This is a genomic window from Rhodococcus sp. I2R, assembly GCF_020889545.1.
Taxonomy (GTDB): domain Bacteria; phylum Actinomycetota; class Actinomycetes; order Mycobacteriales; family Mycobacteriaceae; genus Rhodococcoides.
Genome location: NZ_JAHUTG010000003.1, coordinates 168,939 through 184,748, shown reverse-complemented (window position 1 = coordinate 184,748; position 15,810 = coordinate 168,939). Strand labels below are relative to the sequence as shown.

The window sequence follows — 15,810 nt, the reverse complement described above, 5'->3', positions numbered from 1 at the left end:
GGTCGCGCGTGCGGTTGCCGCACAGGGGCCGTTGATACCCGTCCACATTCCCACATCGCGAGCGCACGCGTCGACGAATTCGTCAAAGTTCGTGCGGACGTCTGCGAGGCACAGCGGCGCTGGCGGAGGTTCGTCGTCAGAGATCGTCGAGGGTGACTATGCCGTCCTGTAGAGCTCTCGCGACGAGAGCTGCTTTGGTCGGAGCCGGTCGCCCGACATTGGAGTATTTGTCGCGTATGCGGGTCAGGTGGGTGTTGACCGTTCCCAGCGCGATGTGGAGGCGGGTGGCGACACCGAGTTTGGAGTCGCAGTCCAACCACGCTCTCAGTACGGTGATCTCTCGCTCGCTCAGTCCGGGTCTGGCGTAGGTCAGCGCGGGAGTTCCAGTCGACGCTGCCGGGATCGGAATTCTCGGCACACGAGTCGGTGATGCGCCGCGGGAAGGTCTCGGGCCGAGCGGCGATCGGGGCCTATCGGGCACCGTCAGTCCGGCCTGGGCATGGGAGCGATGACTGGTCGGCACTGTGCGTTCTCCTTCATGTCCGAGCGCGTCGACGAGGAGTGTCGGAGTGTCGGAGTGTCCGCAATCTGACCATGGCCGTGAATTCGCTGCAACACAAACGGTTTCGATTCCAGACTCGATACTGGCCTTCCATCTACACCGGACTATAGTTGAAACTAAATTAGGCGATTCGTCCGGTTCGATTGGTATAGTTCTGCATCCATTCCGGTGCAGTTGACGCGCAGAGGCGGTTGTCATTGAACTCCAGGTCGACCCCCCGAGAGCAACTTCTGCAGGCCGGATCGAGGTTGTTGGGTCAGATCGACATGACCGATCTTGCGCGAGCGTTGTCGATCTCGGCCGTCGTGGACGAAGCCGGCCTGTCGCACCAAACCTTCCACAACACCTACCCCGGCAGCTCCCGCGCAGGTGGCACCGGCGGGAAGGAAGCATTCGTCGAGGACCTGCTCGACAACCTCACCGTGAACTACAGCGGCCTCGAAGCCGCTGATTCCAATTCCGTCAAGCCAGGGGAGTTCACCGGGCCGGTCTCGGCATTGTTCGACGATCTGGTGTCGGGGCTGATGCGTCGCCGCCTCATCGCAATACTGCTATCGGGTGACAACGACGGCGCACGCAAGGCTGTCGCTCCGGAATTCGAGCGTTTCGACGTCGACTTTCGGTCCGTGGTGGGCGAGGCGATTCAGTCCCAGGGTGGGTCGGTTCGCCAACCATTGTCGGTGGCAAGCCTGTCCACGGTCCTCGTTGCACTCCTCGACGGTCTCGCGCTCCGCGAGATGCTCACACCCGGAGCGATCGCGGCACGGGATGTCGCAACCGCTACCGAGTCCATCCTGCGGTGGGCAGTCGATCCGCTGCACTCCGATCGCAACACTCCCGCGCCCGAGCCGACCGAGTCCGGCGACGACCTGAATCTGCTTCGGCCCGATCTGGAGGCAGACATCATTGCTGCCACCGAGACATTGTTCGTCGATCACGGGTACTTTCTCGTCACTCTCGCCGATATAGCCGCGGCTGCACGTATCCGCGTCGATGACCTTCGTCGTCTGTTTCCGAGCAAGATCGACATCATCGTCGCCGCCTTGAAGCCGGAGTTCGACCGGGTGTTGCGGTTGCGTCGAGCCGACGAAAAGCTTGGCGTGGATCCAGGTATCGCATTGCAGCGCACGCTGATCTCGGTGGGGGAGTTCGTGATCGGCAATCGGGCGATGAGCTCAGGGATGCTTTTGGCTTTGAGTTTCGAACAGTTGCAGCAGCCGAGCACAGTCACCACCGTGTGGGAGAATCTGTATCTACCGTCGGCAGTCGTCCCCATCCTCGAAAGCGGACGAGCGGCCGGAGTATTCGGCGAGGACGCGCCGGTAATCGAGGTCGCCATCATGCTGACCAACAATGTCCTCTTCCGGTGCCTGACCCGGCCGAACGAGAGCGCTACGGACGTCGTCGACGGGGTGCTTCGGGTACTGATGCCAGGTGTCGCGACGCGGGCGCTATGAGGCAGCCTCGGCTGCCTCGATACGCCTGCCCGACGCGCCGATGACTGCGATCAGCTCCCCAGCACCTGGACACTGGCTTCGCTTGAACAGGTTGTCCTTGCGTCTGCTCGACGACATCGGAACCCAGCGCATCGACGGTCGCGACGTGGGGGACTGGTACGTGCGCCGCGATATCGAGACGGCGTTGCTGGATCGCATACTGGAGCTGGGATCCGAGCCGCAGATCATCGTAGGCGAGGCCGGGCATGGCAAGTCGACGCTGTTGTGGTCGTTGCACCGGGAACTGCGGCAGCACCAGCGATTTCCGCTACTCGTATCGGCCACCTGGCTACAACGCGGCGATGACGGCACCTACATCACCTCGAGCGAGGACATCGTCTCGGCCATCGCCACCCAACCTGGGGCGATACTGCTTCTCGATACCGCAGACCTTTTGCTGCACAGCCCCTCTGCTCGCTACGAGGTCATCGACCTGGTCGATGAGCTGGCGAGAGCAGGGGTACCCGTCGTTCTGACCACCCGACCGCAGGAGGGGCAGAGTCTGCCGCCCAACCTGGGGCACAAAATCACGCTCGGCTCCTATTCTCGAGACAAGGAGCTACCGGCCGCAATCGCGTCATTGATCGCCGAGTTCTCCACCGCCGGCTCTGTCGTGCCGGCAGACCCGGTCGCGGCGATCCAGTCCGCCCGTGCGCGCGGCATGCTGGTCGACGACGTGTGCACCAGTCCACTGCTGCTTCGGCTGCTGTTTTCCCTGGCCACACCGCAATTCCCGCACCTCGAACTCGACGTCACCGGCCTCTACAACCTGTTCTGGTCGCGGCGGGTCATCACCGATCACCGCTCCGGACCGAATGTGCCCGCCGACGGCCAGGGCAACCTTGCGAGCACCGCCGGTTTCTTGGCGATCGCCATGCTGGCGCTGGGAACTCCGGAGCCGCGCGTCGAGGTCCTCGTTCGTCGTGCCGCCCAGGTCGCGAAATCCGGTGGCCACGGAATCGATGAGGCCGCTCTGCATGGCCACGTTCGAACACTCTCGCGACGTGGTGTCCTGATCGCCACCGAAGATCGTGTTCGGTTTCTGCATCAAACGTTCTTCGAATTCGCCGCTGCCCAAGGCCTTGCCGCCCGCGGCGCCGAGGCTGAACTGCCTCGACTGATCGAGCGAATAACTGCGACGCCCGACGATTTGTTTCTCGGCGCCGTCGTCGAACAGGCCCTCGTCATCCTCGGGGCCGACCCGCTGGCCCGTCCCGCCGTCCGCGGGTGCTGCCGGGCTCTCATCGAGACTGCGCATCCCCACCTGATTTCGATCGCCATGACCGCCTGGGCGCATCACCCTTCGATTCTCGAACTCTCGGTCGACGTGGTCGCTCCCGTCACCGATGATCTGCTTCGCCGGTTCCTGCGCACACTGCCGCGCGTGCACAGTCACTCCGCCTCGGTCGCCGACCGCTTGCACGAGCTGTGGTTTCAGCGACCATCGCTTCGTACCGCCATTGCCACCACTGCGGCATACCTCGCCGGACGCGCACCGGACGCGGCCGCCACCCTTGTTCGCCGCACCGGGATGTACACCGAACTCGCCGGTACGCAGCAGGCCTACCTACGCTCGAACAGCGAACCCCGCACCCTGCTCCAGAACCTGGCCCCGACAGCGCCGGATCTCGTCCGCGAAGCGGTCCTCGAGATAGTCGACGGTCTGACCGAGCCGGCGAAACAGGCAACGAACGAGCGGACTCGGCAGGGTAAGCAGACCATCGCACGCTATCTGTACATGGTCGCCGACCTGTGGATTTCGTTGGGGGACGACGAGTTTCTGGACGCACTCGAAGGTGTTGTCGGAGCCGTTCAGGCACGATCCGGGGACAGTGACGCCGAAGTCATCCGCAACGCGCTAGCGGCCGTCATTGCCGCTGACCTTCGTCGCCGGGGTTGTGTCACCGTGGGTTGGCAACGCAGCTGGCTCGACTGGGTGGACGAGCTGTGCTCGAACCTCGAAATGCCTGGTGGAGACCAAGATCCGATCACCGGCGCCCGACTCATCGCAGTCGGCATTGTTCTTCGCGAGTTTCGAGCACCCGACCACGACGATGTCATCGATGCAACTCTCGCCAGGTTGTTCTCACTGTCCGGCGGCGCCGCGCCCAGACAACTCGCCCGCGGTTGCCTCTCCGAAATCCTCACCACAGATTCGCCCGCCCGAACATCTTTGATCGAGCTCCTGTCCGCCTCGCTCGACGGCCACCTGCCCGCCGAACATCAGAACTTCGCACCGGGCGCCGGTTTGTGGGCGGCAGTGACACGTCAGACGTTGAGGGACCCGTCCATTCCCGTCGATGTCGTTCACCGGATCTTGTCGGCTTCGCTGCACACGTACGCCGACGACGACCGATTCTTCACCGCAGGCAATCATGTGGTCGCACTCGCCCCAGTAGCGATCGTGTGGGGTGAGGGCGCCGCAGCTACCGCAGCACGCACCCTTTCTGTCGTCGACGTGAGGAACAAACTCGACCGTCAGGCAGCGAACATCTTTCTCGATGGTGCACGCGATCGCGCCCACCAACAGCCGGACCAGCTGATCCCCGCGGCGTTGGCGATCGCCCGCCATGTCGGTCGCACCGGCACGGTCAAAGACTTGCTGCGGCACGAGGGCAACCACGCCACCCTGCGAGCCCACGCGCCACTGCTGCAACGCTGGACCGAAGAGTTGATCACGAGCAACGACAACGGCCAGCAAGACGGTGCCGACCTGCTCCGCCTGCTCATGGAACAGAACATCGCCACCCCGACGTTGGCCCAGCTGATGTCCTGGTTCGATCGGTCCACCAGCCCGCAAGGCAAAGCAAACCTGCTCACCACGATCGGCATCTGTGCACGCCGGTCGGAGTCGATCGCCGACGCGGTCGCATTGTTCTCGCAATTCGTCACCACGGCAACAACTCCCGAGCCGCGAATCGCACCGAGTCCGGAGATGCGCTCTCAACCGGTCATCGCCGAGGCTGCTCGCGATGCGCTCCTGGAAAGTCTTGCACACCAGACTGGTTCGTTCACGGAGCTGTGGCCGACCATCTACGTGTTGACGTTCGCGCCGCGCTTGAACGGCACCCGTAAGAGCGACGTTGCCGGCCTTCGACACCTGGGCCGGTTCCTTCGTACCGAAGCAGAGACCGGCCACATCGATGAGGCGATCGAGCATCTCGACGCCACGTGCGAAGCGCTTGCCGTACTGGACAGCAACCTCCGCGTCAAAGCCTCCAACAAACTCGAGGGGGCAGTCACGGCGATCCTGCGCCGCGCGCAGGACCGGCACTACGAGCAACTGGCTCGACTCGTCGGCACCGCACCTTCGCAAACCTCTGCGCAATTGATTCACGGGCTACTGGACTCAGCCTTGTTCGCCGACCGCGCGCGCGAACTCGGTCACCACCTGAACATCACCCCGCGCGTCATTGGCATCGGTACCTTCCCGGACATCCTCGTGCCCGTCGGAACAACACCACACCTTCCGCCGGCGTCGGTGCCAGAACACCCAGAACCTCGAGAACCCCCAGAGCTCACTGTGAACGGCCACCAGGCCGCACGAGCAATCGAGAATCTCGCAGATCGGCGGCGAGACCTCGAAAGGGCCACTGACAATGCCTATCACGCGATCAGGCGTCACGCACACAGCGCGAACGACAAGCATCTCGCCTGGCAGCTCTTCGGTAAGTCGCAAGCCACGTTCTACCGACTCAAAGCCGGCCCGAACTGGCGCCCGCCCGCACGCGAGCTGTGTGCGGACATCGACCGGCACGGCGAGGCGATCGGCCAGTCGTTCGGTCTCACCGCGCTTCACCGGAATTTCACCGCCGCGGAACAGGCCGTGGACGACGCCCGGCACTCTCGGCGTTGACAGCCGAAACCAGCTGATCAGAGCGGCTTTCGACGCGCTCGCGCACATTTCCGAACTTCATGAACAGGTGAAGACGGCGGTGTGCGCGGTGAGGTTCTGAAGTCCACATCAGATGTTCCGGCCACCCGTCCGACGCGGCAGCACCGGGACATGATCGAAAGGTCCATCCATGACCACGGCCGACACTCGCGACCCCGTCCACGCCGCACTTGCGCTCGTCCGGTCCATTGCCCTCTCTGTGCCCGCATATCGCCGCTTTCTCGAAGAACACGGCATCGAGGTGGACACCATCAGCACGATGAACGACCTGACGCAGCTGCCGACCACCTCCAAGGACACCTACCGCCGCACCAATATTCTGGCCGACCTTCAGCCCGGACGACCGGAGGATGTCGAAACCATCTCCTGCAGCGCCGGCTCGTCCGGCACCCCGACATTCTGGCCGCGAGGTCAGCGCAGCACCGATCACGGTGCGTCGATGTTCGGACACGTTCTACGCGAGAGTGCCGATACCGAGCGTCGGACGGCCCTGGCGCTGGTGACATTCCCGCTCGGCCCCTACGTCGGGGGGACGTTCATGTACGCCATGCTGCTCGAACTCCGCAGGCGTGGGCACCGATTGTCCATCGCTACGCCCGGCATGGATGCCACAGCTATAGCCGAGGTGGTATCCGAGGCCGGCGAGAGCTACGAGCAGATCGTCATCTTCGCGTACCCGCCGATCGCTCGGGATCTGCTCGATACCTACGGTGACCTTCTGCAACGACACGATGTGGTGATCATCGTCGGCGGCGAACCGGTCAGCGAGGCCTGGCGTTCGCTCGTTCACGAGATGCTCGGTGACAGTGGCGGCGACCGTGTCCGGGTGGTGTACGGGGCGACCGACGTCGGATTCGTCGGTTACGAGACGGCCGCCACGATCGCCATCCGATCTGCGGCCGCGCGCGATCCGAAGCTGAACCAGACCATGTTCGGCGCCGAGTACACCGCCGGAGAGCTCGTGCAGCAACCCGCATTCGTGCAGTACCAACCCGAGTTCACGTACATCGAAGTCGACGCCGACGGATATCTCCTCTTCACCGTCGGGGGAGTACTCCCGCTGGTGCGCTACCGCGTCAACGACCGGGGCGAAACAATGGCCGGCGAAGTGGTACGTGAACGGCTCGAAAACGCCGGATACAGTGCTCTCGCACAAGGAATCGACCCCAACGGGTCCTACCTGTTGGTTCAAGGCCGCACTGATGTCGCGGCGATCTACAGTGCCGTCAACATCTACCCCGACTACTTCCGCCCGGCCGTGGAGCACATCTCGTTGGCGACGCGGCTGACGGGACGCTTCATCGCCCGGTGCGAGGTCGACGAAAGTCAACGCCAGACGCTGGTACTCGAAGTCGAACTACGCTCGCAGCAGCAACCCGACTCGGATACCGCCGAACACGTCAGAGAACTTTCCATAGCCAGCCTGCGACAACTGAGCGCGGAGTACCGCGTCGTCCACGATCAGAAAGGTCGCGACGCCGAACCGGTCGTACGACTCAAACCGTTTCGTTCCGACGGGTTCGTCACCGGCGGGAAGCAGAAGTCGATCCAGTAGCCGACCGGCCGAGCGCGGCCACTAGACGTCGATGCCGAATTCACGGATCTTCCGGTAGATCGTGGCGCGGGACATCCCCAGTGCGTGCGCTGCGGCTTGTTTGTTGCCCCCGTTGCCTTCGAGGCTTTGGATGATCGCATCGCGTTTCATCGCTTCTATCGGTGTGAGGGTCCTTCGGCTCAACGCTCGACACACCGGTGGCAGTTTGTCGACTTCGATCACACCGGATCGTTGGTTCTGCACAACCTGTTGGAGAATCTCGCGCAGCTGAGCGACGTTGCCCGGCCAGCTGTACTTGGTGAGCTGACGGATGGCCGCGGGGGAAAGCGAGACGTCTTGGCCCCGGCTGACCTGCCGCAGGATGTAGGGGATGAGTTTGTGCAGGTCCTCGATTCGATGCCGCAGGGCGGGCACGTGGACGGTGTGGCCGAAGAATGGGAGTACGAGTGCATCACTGTCAGCACTGTGGTCGCCTGTTCCGATGGTCACCCCGATCCATCCCGCGTGCTCACGCCCCTGGATCATGCCTGCAATTGCCCTCTGGTGGGAGTCGGGGAGCAGGTCGACGTCTCGGATGATCAGGCTGTATCCGTCTTGCTCGATCTCGAACTCGAGGCTTCTCATTCTTGCATCCTCGGCGATCAGTTCGGCAGCGGATGTGAAATGTGTTCGAGTCGAAATATGTTGAATAGCAGCCGCTTTGAGTGCGGCGAATCTGCCGCTTCCGCTCTCGCCTGCGACGGCGACCCACTCCTGCTGCCGGGCACAGTGAGCGATCTGCTGGGCACTGTGTCGCCACGATGCGCTGTCGCCGACGATGCCGGGCAGCCCTTTGATGCTGTCGGCGGCCACCGAGGTGATCGTGGTCTCGCTCAGGTAAGCGTGATAGACCGCGACCCCGCGTCGAAGCACGAGGCCGCCGTCGAGGAAGGGGGAGAGCCGTACAGTGTGTCCGCCGGGAAGAGTCAACACGTGCTGGCTTCTGTCGATGGTCATGCTCAGGTCGATTGCATGCTCGATCAGCGCGGCTTGGTCTTGCGGGTCGAGGGTGAGTCGTAGCCGGCGGTTCAAGAGGACGATGTCGTCGCCGAGTGCGAGAACACCGACTTGCTGGGACCGCCGACACGCCTTCATGTAGGTGTTGAGCAGTGCGGTCTGTTCCTGGCTCGATTGCGAGAGCAGCCTGCCCTCGATCTGTGCCGTCGCCGAACGTGCCAAGGTCACCAGCAGCGGTGCCCCCTCGTCCACCCATCCGGTCACGTCGAGAACTCCGACGACCTGGCCGGAAAGCGGGTGAACGATGGGGACGCCGGCGCAGACAAGTCCGCCCAGGCTGTCGACGTAGTGTTCGGCTCCCGATACCAACGTGGGCTGCCGCGTCTCCAACGCGGTTCCGATGCCATTGGTACCTGCGTATTCCTCCGAGTAGCTGAATCCCGGCGCGAGCGTGACACTGTCCAGGGCCCGGAGTAGTTGCTGGCTCCCCGCCGCTCTGGTCAACACGACGCCGTCGGCCGAGGTGAGGATTACCGACACAGGCTCGTCTACCAGGCCATCTGCCAGCTGCCGGAGCACGGGCGCTGCCGCGACGACCAGGGGACTGTCCATATCGGGTTCGCGTACGAACGGCAACTGCAGGCTGTCGGGTGGGATGTTCAACGAGCGTGATCGTTCCCAGGAGAAGGAGATCTGATCCCTGACGGACTCGTCGAATTCTTGCTCCGTGAAGAACTTGTCGCGAGCTTTGCGCAGGTCTCGTGCGTGATTGACCATAACCACCGCCCTACCGGGATCGAGCCGATTGTTGCCGGCCGGCGTCCATGGCCCGAGCAACCCCGACGTCGCACTGATGTCAGATTTTAGTCGCCCCGGAGCGGAGCGTCCTCGTTTTCGGTCTACACAGCAAGCTCATCCATTTTCGACCAGCCTTTCTGGTCGATTACTGTGTTGATTATTTTCGGTGTCTCTTTCAACAATGGGCGCATTGTTTCGAGGCCGTTGCGAAAGTGATCGGATTGAACATGTTCCGATCCTGCTTGTGCGTCTGCGAATGCTTCGACGAGTACGAACTCGTTTGGATCATCCGCAGCGATGCTCCATTCGAACCACAAATTCCCTGGTTCGCTGCGTGTTGCCGTTGTGAACTCTGTCAACTGGTTCAGCCAACTGTCTGAGTGCTGGGCAAGAACTTTGAACTTCACGACGATGAATATCATCGTTCTCCTTTCCGGGAGTATCGGATGTCAGTATATGTTCGATGGACGCACCATTCCTTCGGCGAGATCACCGAATCCCGGTGCCACGATTGCTCCCGGATTGCCGTAAACCTCCTCGACCACCGCAGTTTCGGTGGTGATGAGCAGTGCGGCGATGGAGGCCGCGCTCTCCAATGCCGCGCGGGTGACCTTGAAGGGGTCGATGACGCCGTCGTCGAACATGTCGCCGTATTCGCCGGTGAGTGCGTTGAATCCGTGGCCGAGGGGCAGTCCGGTGACCACCTCGACGACGTCGTCACCCTCGTAGCCGGCGTTGATCGCGATCCACCGAAGCGGTTCGGTGAGCGCCTTGCGCACCACCTCGGCCCCAATGGCCTGATCACCGGTGAACTCGACTTCGGCCAGAGCGCGATGCGACTGAGCCAACGCGGTCCCGCCTCCGGAGACGATGCCCGATTCCAATGCTGCTCGCGAAGCGGCCAATGCGTCCTCTACGCGAAGCATCCGTTCCTTGAGTTCGACGCTGGTGGCCCCGCCGACTCTAACCACTGCTACGCGCCCGGTCAGGCGTGCGATGCGCTGTTCGAGGCTGTCGCGATCGCCATCGATCTTCGACCTCTCGAACTGCGCCTCGAGCTGGGCGACGCGCGCGTCGAGTAGTTTCGGGTCGCCGTGGCCTCCGACGATTGTCGTCGAGTGTTCGGTAACGGTGATTCGGTCGCACGATCCGAGCTGTTCGAGTGAGACCTCGAACAGTTCCAGCCCGGTGTCCTTGGCGATGACCTGGCCACCAACCGAGACAGCGAGGTCCTGGAGCTCCGCGACTCGACGATGTCCGAAACCGGGTGCGCGCACGACGACGGAGAGCATCGTGTTGTGCATGTTGCCGCCGACGAGAAGCTGCAGCGCCGGCCCATCGACATCCTCGGCAATGACGACGAGCGGGCGGTCCGCGCGTTTGGCCGCTTCGATGCTGGGCATGATGTCTTGAACCTGGTTGATCTTCTTGTTGGTCAACAGGATGACCGGATTCTCGTGTACGGCCTCTGCGCGTTCGGGGTCGGTGATCATGTAGCCGGAGATGAATCCGTGATCGAACTCGATACCGTCGACGACATCGACCGACATCCCGAGAGTTTCGCTCTCCTCCGTGGTGACGACGCCCGATTTGCCGACGTACTCGACGGCCTTGGCCACGCACTGACCGATGGTCTCGTCGTCACTGGCCGCCAGCGTCGCGATGCGCTCGAGGTCATCGCTGCCGACGACCTCGACTGCCTGTGCGCGCAACGATTCGACGACGGAGGAGACGGCGCACTCGATTCCGCGTCGCAGCCGCATCGGGTTTGCACCGGCGTCCACTGCTCGCAGCCCCTCCCGCACCATGGCCTGCGCCAGAACTGTGGCGGTGGTGGTCCCGTCTCCGACGACGCCGTTCGTCTTCATCGCTACTTCTTTGACCAACTGCGCGCCCATGTTGGCGAATGGGTTGCTGAGCTGGATTTCCTTCGCGATGGTGACACCGTCGTTGGTGATGGTGGGCGGGCCGGTGAGCTTCTCGAGCACCGCATTGCGTCCCTTGGGGCCCAGCGTCACCTTCACCGCGTCGGCGAGCGCGTTGACGCCCTGCTCCAGTAGGGCGCGTGCTTCGGTGTTGAACCGCAATTCCTTGGCCATGACGTGATCCTTTCGAGTTGGGGTGGTGAGCAGGTGGTGCGGTTCTCAGGGGACGAGGATCGCTCGGCCCCGGACACGCCCCGCGTCGAGATCGTCGAGAGCCCGCTGGAAATCGGCGAGGGGGTACTTGGTGGTGTGCAACGACACCTGGCCGCCCGCTGCCAGTGCCATCAGCTCCTGCAGGTCGTTGTAAGACCCGACGAGGTTGCCGATGAAGTTGATCTCGGTGGAGATGACATCGATCGTTGGGATGTCTATGTTCTCGCCGTATCCGACGACGTAGTAGTTGCCGGCGCGGCGGAGCATGGCAACGCCTTCGCGGGTGGCTCCGCCTTCGCCGACGAAGTCCAGCACTGCTTCCGCGCCGTGGCCACCGGTCAGCTCCAGTACTTCTTTGACATGGTTCCCGTCGGCGACGATCCCGTGGTCGGCACCGATCTGCACAGCCAGATCGATGGCGTCGGGATTGCGATCGAGGACGACAACGTTGACACCGGAGATTGCTTTGAGAACCTGAATTCCGATGTGCCCGAGGCCGCCCGCCCCGATCACGACGCAGGTGTCACCGGGACGGGTGTCCCGCGCAACCTTGGCGGCGGCGTGGTAAGCCGTCAGTCCTGCATCTGCCAGAGCCGCGATGTCGGCGGGTTCGAGCGAATCGTCGATCTTGACCACACTACGGGCCGTGGTGTGAAGGTACTCCGCATAGCCGCCGTTGCGGTCGATTCCCGGGAATTCGCTGTTCTCGCAATGGACATCGTCACCGAAGCGGCAGGCCCGGCACAGCCCGCACGTCACCAGGGGATGCAGAATGACCTTGTCTCCGACCGAGACGTTGCTGACTGCATCACCGACGGCGTGGACCCATCCAGCGTTCTCGTGACCGATCGTGTACGGCAAGCTCACCCCGCTCTTTTCTTCCCACTGCCCCTCGAGGATGTGGATGTCGGTGCGGCACACCCCGGCACCCCCGATGCGCACGATCACGTCGAAGGGCCCTTCGATCTCGGGCTCGGGGATCTCCGCCATCTCCAGATTCGAGTGATACCCCACGACCTGTACGGCTCTCATTGGTTTCTCCTGCTTCTGATGTCGGTGATGTGCGGAAACGCGTCCGCCGGTTCGGTGTCGCTGTAGCGGGTGGCGAGCAGCCCTCTGCAGAAGTGCGAGTTGCCTTCGATCGAGATTCGAACCGACTTGGCGAAGCGGAACTTCAGTGGAATCTGCTCTGGTGGAACCGATTTACCGTTCTCGTCGACGAAGACTCGACTGTTGGGGCAGATGCTCAACCCGAGGGCACTGCGTCGGCGCAGCAGCGCTGTGGTGTACCTGTCGCTCCTGATATCGCGGAGCGTGAGCGTGTGGATACGTTCGATCCCCTCGCCCGTCCGGGCCAGATAGGCGGAAATCGAACGTTCCACCGCAGCCAGATGCGCTTTGCGGCGAAAGGTCTCCCGTAGATCGTCGAGACTGTCGTCGGCCTCGGATCCGAAGGTGCCCCGGTAACCGGCGTCGGCAGCCAGGCCCGCGTTGATCTTGTCGCTGTCGTGATGGTCGTCGAGCATCACTCTGACTCGTCCGATTCTCTCGATGCCGCGGAGAGCATCGAGAGAATCCGAAGCCATCAGGTACGCGAAGTTCGGAGAGCAGAACGCGGTAGGAAGGCGCAGATGCACCACCACTCCGTCGTCGTCGAGCATCACCGATCTGACGAACCCCAGCTCGGTGATCGGCTCGTCGAGTTCCGGATCGGTGACCGTGGCGAGGGCATCGAGGACGTCGGCCGGTGAGCACAGCGCCAAGGTGTTCATGAGTTCACGACTTCCTTCGCCCCTGCAGCGACCTCGACACCTTCCTGACCTGGGTGCCCGGCCGGGCGCAGTTCGGCTGGAACGTCGATGCCGTACAGCGCGGCAGCGTTGGCTCCCAGAATCTTGCGCTTCTGGTCGACGGTGATGGGTGCGTACTCGGACTGCATGTCCTCGGGAATCTGGAAGTCCACCAGCTTCTCGATGAGCCACTTCGGGGTCCACAGCGCATAGTCGCTACCGAAGAGAATCTTGTCCTCGCCCAGCCAGTACAGCAGTTCGCCGATGATCTGCGCGAAGTAGCGCGGCCGGGTGTGAATGAACGGGAGCGCGACGGCCAGTCCGCCGTAGACGTTCGATTCCTGGGTGGCGATCCAGCAGAAGTCTTCGAGGCGAGGGAGTCCGACGTGTTCGACGATGAAGCGAAGGTCGAGGTAGTCGGTGGCGACCTTGTCGACATCGGCGACGTCGAATGCGTCTCGGTCGAGGGGGCGAATCGTCGGTCCCTTGTGGACGTGAATGTTCTTGATACCCAACTCGATGCACTCTTCGAGGTAGCGCCGCGACCAGTGTTCGTCGAGCTTGTATCCGCGGGAGTCCCCGTGCCACTCTGCGGTGTAGAGCTTGACGCCCTGCAGATTCATTCGATCTGCGTCCCTCCGGAGCTGTTCGAGGCCGGCTTCCCCGTTGCGCGGGTCGTACGCGTGGTTGTAGGTGAGTCTGTCCGGGTGCTTCTGCGTCAGCGCGAAAGCATCCTCGGTCTGACCGAAACCCGTGTGGTAGAAGTCGCTGAGCAGCGTGGCTTGGAAGATGGCGTGGTCGACGTAACCGTCGACGAACAGGTCCTTGTAGAGCCGTTCCTCACCGTAGTACTGGTAGGTCTCGTAGTCCCACAGCTCCGACTCGGGGCTCAGGTTCTTGTGATAGTCGTAGAAGCAGTCGATGAACTGCTTGCCGTGAATGTTCTTCTGGTTCTCGGCACGTGCGTCCCAAAGGTGCACATGACCGTCCACGATGAAGTACTTTTCGCCGTTCTTCTCGTACATGTTCAGATCTCCAACTCTTGTCGATTCGGCCCGCGGGATTTACTGGCGATCAAAGTCAGGGGAGCTCGGCGAGGTCGAAACCGATGTAAGCGGCTGCGTCCTCGGGGCTGGCGAAGAGCATCGTCTTGTCGTCGAGGTGGACCATGCGGCCGTAGTGGGTCGAGCTGATCTCCTCGAACACCGATCCATCGAATTCCTGTCCGAGGGCATCGGTCAATTCGTCGTATTCGAAAGACAGAAGCTTGGTGCCGTCGACCCGGATCATCGACGGGTACTCGGTCAGCTCGACGCCGTCCTTGTCTCCCATCACCTCGGCCACAACCCGACCGACCGGCGTATTCATCAGTGTCACACCGCACTTGTTGGAAAATTCCGTGTCCGAACCGAAGTGCATGGTCATCGTGTCAACTCCTTGGGAATATCGAGACCGAGGGATTCGAGCAGAACGGTGAACTTGGCGCTCGCCGCCTCCAAGCTCGTCGCGAACGTGACGGCCTTGTCTGCCGGCTGCGACCAGATGGGCTGCAGAGCCCGAGCGGCGGCAAGACATCTGGGAACCCACACGGCCATCCATTCATCGAACAGCGCGCGGTTGGCCTCACCGTATTCTGGATCGTGAGTGAGCAGCTGGAACAGCGTGCGGGTGTAGTTCAAATCGCGGTCGTAATCGTGCTCACCGGTACCGACGATGGTCGGGGTGATGTAGTCGCCGTTTCGCGCCGAGATCTGCATCACCAGCTCTGTGCGGAAGAGAGAACCGACGAGCTGCTCGAAGACGATATTGGTCGCGAACAACAGCTCGCACCAGTCCGATACCGCTGTCAGCTGTTCCACGACCTCGCGAGTCGGCTGCCACTCGGGTGCGTTCTTCCACACCTCGACGTGTGCGGAACCGTCGAACGAGACATCGGCCTCGGAGAGATCGAGATTGAACAGCGCTAGATCCTGCGCGAACCGCATCTTGTGTGCAGCGTTCACAGCAACGGCGGTATTGATCATGTTAGTCGGTCCCGAACGCTGGATCGAAGTGAACACGTGCAGCGCCAAACCGTTCTCCGCGTGCATCCACGCACCGACGTTGCGTTCGATGAATTTGAGCCACGGGGTGTTCCAGCCGGCGTAGGCGCGCGCTCGCTTGGCGTTGCTCAGGCACAGTTCCACCTGATGCACCACGGCCGAGTTGTTGCGGAAGATGGTCTGGTCCCACTCCTCGTTGGGGTCGAGGAATTCGTGCCAGTTTGACGACTTCGCGACCGTCCAGTCCTGCGGATAGCCTCCCGGGCCGTCGCCGAAGCCGTATATCCAACCCTGGGTCAAGTGCCTCTCGGGGTCCGGCTGCACATCGACGGTCACATCCTCGTACATCGTTGCCCGGCGCTTGGCCGGCTTGTAGTAGCTGTACGTGCGACTCTTCGAGCTGGGGAATTCTTTCGCGCCGGCTTCGGAATCGGTGAACTCGATCTTGGGGAAGCTGCGTTGCTTCGGCTCCGCGGTGGCAGTCGAGTCTTGGGTTGCAGTCATGTCTTGGCCTCTCGGTTGAGGTATGGGCTGGTCT

General features: G+C 62.5%; 12 protein-coding genes. 3 read left to right on the top strand and 9 right to left on the bottom strand.

Translation table 11 applies throughout. The features are described from left to right. Positions 1–136: 136 nt before the first annotated feature. On the bottom strand, positions 137–523 hold the full coding sequence (locus KVY23_RS04065; protein ID WP_230555401.1) for a LuxR C-terminal-related transcriptional regulator: 387 nt from the start codon (positions 521–523) through the stop codon (positions 137–139). Between the two features lie 236 nt (positions 524–759). Between KVY23_RS04065 and KVY23_RS04060 the strand changes: the two genes are divergently transcribed. The 3 genes from KVY23_RS04060 (at position 760) to KVY23_RS04050 (ending at position 7,508) form a co-directional block, all read left to right on the top strand. Next, entirely contained in the window at positions 760–2,019 is a 1,260-nt protein-coding gene (locus tag KVY23_RS04060) for a TetR/AcrR family transcriptional regulator (RefSeq protein ID WP_230555400.1), read from the top strand. 82 nt (positions 2,020–2,101) lie between these two features. Further along, positions 2,102–5,914 (top strand): hypothetical protein, encoded by a 3,813-nt coding sequence (locus tag KVY23_RS04055; RefSeq protein ID WP_230555399.1) that lies wholly within the window; start codon positions 2,102–2,104, stop codon positions 5,912–5,914. Positions 5,915–6,083: 169 nt separating this feature from the next. Continuing rightward, positions 6,084–7,508, top strand: coding sequence for a phenylacetate--CoA ligase family protein (locus KVY23_RS04050; RefSeq protein WP_230555398.1), 1,425 nt, complete (start codon positions 6,084–6,086; stop codon positions 7,506–7,508). A 21-nt stretch (positions 7,509–7,529) separates the two neighbouring features. Here the strand turns inward: KVY23_RS04050 and KVY23_RS04045 are convergent, their stop codons facing one another. The 8 genes from KVY23_RS04045 to KVY23_RS04010 form a co-directional block, all read right to left on the bottom strand. Continuing rightward, the gene (locus tag KVY23_RS04045; protein ID WP_230555397.1) at positions 7,530–9,281 is read right to left on the bottom strand and encodes a sigma-54-dependent Fis family transcriptional regulator; all 1,752 of its coding nucleotides are present in this window, start codon (positions 9,279–9,281) and stop codon (positions 7,530–7,532) included. Between the two features lie 122 nt (positions 9,282–9,403). Further along, positions 9,404–9,724 carry a putative quinol monooxygenase gene (locus KVY23_RS04040; RefSeq protein ID WP_075838220.1) on the bottom strand — a complete coding sequence of 107 codons (321 nt, stop codon included), beginning with the start codon at positions 9,722–9,724 and terminating at the stop codon, positions 9,404–9,406. Positions 9,725–9,751: 27 nt separating this feature from the next. Next, positions 9,752–11,401 carry a chaperonin GroEL gene (gene groL / locus KVY23_RS04035; RefSeq protein ID WP_230555396.1) on the bottom strand — a complete coding sequence of 550 codons (1,650 nt, stop codon included), beginning with the start codon at positions 11,399–11,401 and terminating at the stop codon, positions 9,752–9,754. Between the two features lie 45 nt (positions 11,402–11,446). Next, on the bottom strand, positions 11,447–12,472 hold the full coding sequence (locus KVY23_RS04030) for an NAD(P)-dependent alcohol dehydrogenase (protein WP_075838219.1): 1,026 nt from the start codon (positions 12,470–12,472) through the stop codon (positions 11,447–11,449). Further along, positions 12,469–13,212 (bottom strand): iron-sulfur cluster assembly protein, encoded by a 744-nt coding sequence (locus KVY23_RS04025; protein WP_230555395.1) that lies wholly within the window; start codon positions 13,210–13,212, stop codon positions 12,469–12,471. Before KVY23_RS04025 ends, KVY23_RS04030 begins: the two co-directional genes overlap by 4 nt. Then, complete coding sequence (locus tag KVY23_RS04020; RefSeq protein WP_075838298.1) at positions 13,209–14,255, bottom strand: amidohydrolase family protein; 1,047 nt, start codon at positions 14,253–14,255, stop codon at positions 13,209–13,211. Before KVY23_RS04020 ends, KVY23_RS04025 begins: the two co-directional genes overlap by 4 nt. 55 nt (positions 14,256–14,310) lie before the next feature. Further along, positions 14,311–14,655 carry a propane 2-monooxygenase effector subunit MimD gene (mimD, locus tag KVY23_RS04015; RefSeq protein WP_075838218.1) on the bottom strand — a complete coding sequence of 115 codons (345 nt, stop codon included), beginning with the start codon at positions 14,653–14,655 and terminating at the stop codon, positions 14,311–14,313. Further along, a complete protein-coding gene (locus tag KVY23_RS04010) occupies positions 14,652–15,776 on the bottom strand; it encodes an aromatic/alkene monooxygenase hydroxylase subunit beta (protein WP_075838217.1) in 1,125 nt (374 codons plus the stop codon). The genes mimD and KVY23_RS04010 overlap by 4 nt, the downstream gene beginning before the upstream one ends. Positions 15,777–15,810: the final 34 nt, after the last annotated feature.

Coding starts and splice junctions, on each gene's coding strand:
- KVY23_RS04050 (WP_230555398.1), top strand. CDS start 6,084: ATGACCACGGCCGACACTCGCGACCCCGTCCACGCCGCACTTGCGCTC.
- KVY23_RS04045 (WP_230555397.1), bottom strand. CDS start 9,281: ATGGTCAATCACGCACGAGACCTGCGCAAAGCTCGCGACAAGTTCTTC.
- KVY23_RS04040 (WP_075838220.1), bottom strand. CDS start 9,724: ATGATATTCATCGTCGTGAAGTTCAAAGTTCTTGCCCAGCACTCAGAC.
- groL (WP_230555396.1), bottom strand. CDS start 11,401: ATGGCCAAGGAATTGCGGTTCAACACCGAAGCACGCGCCCTACTGGAG.
- KVY23_RS04030 (WP_075838219.1), bottom strand. CDS start 12,472: ATGAGAGCCGTACAGGTCGTGGGGTATCACTCGAATCTGGAGATGGCG.
- KVY23_RS04025 (WP_230555395.1), bottom strand. CDS start 13,212: ATGAACACCTTGGCGCTGTGCTCACCGGCCGACGTCCTCGATGCCCTC.
- KVY23_RS04020 (WP_075838298.1), bottom strand. CDS start 14,255: ATGTACGAGAAGAACGGCGAAAAGTACTTCATCGTGGACGGTCATGTG.
- mimD (WP_075838218.1), bottom strand. CDS start 14,655: ATGACCATGCACTTCGGTTCGGACACGGAATTTTCCAACAAGTGCGGT.
- KVY23_RS04010 (WP_075838217.1), bottom strand. CDS start 15,776: ATGACTGCAACCCAAGACTCGACTGCCACCGCGGAGCCGAAGCAACGC.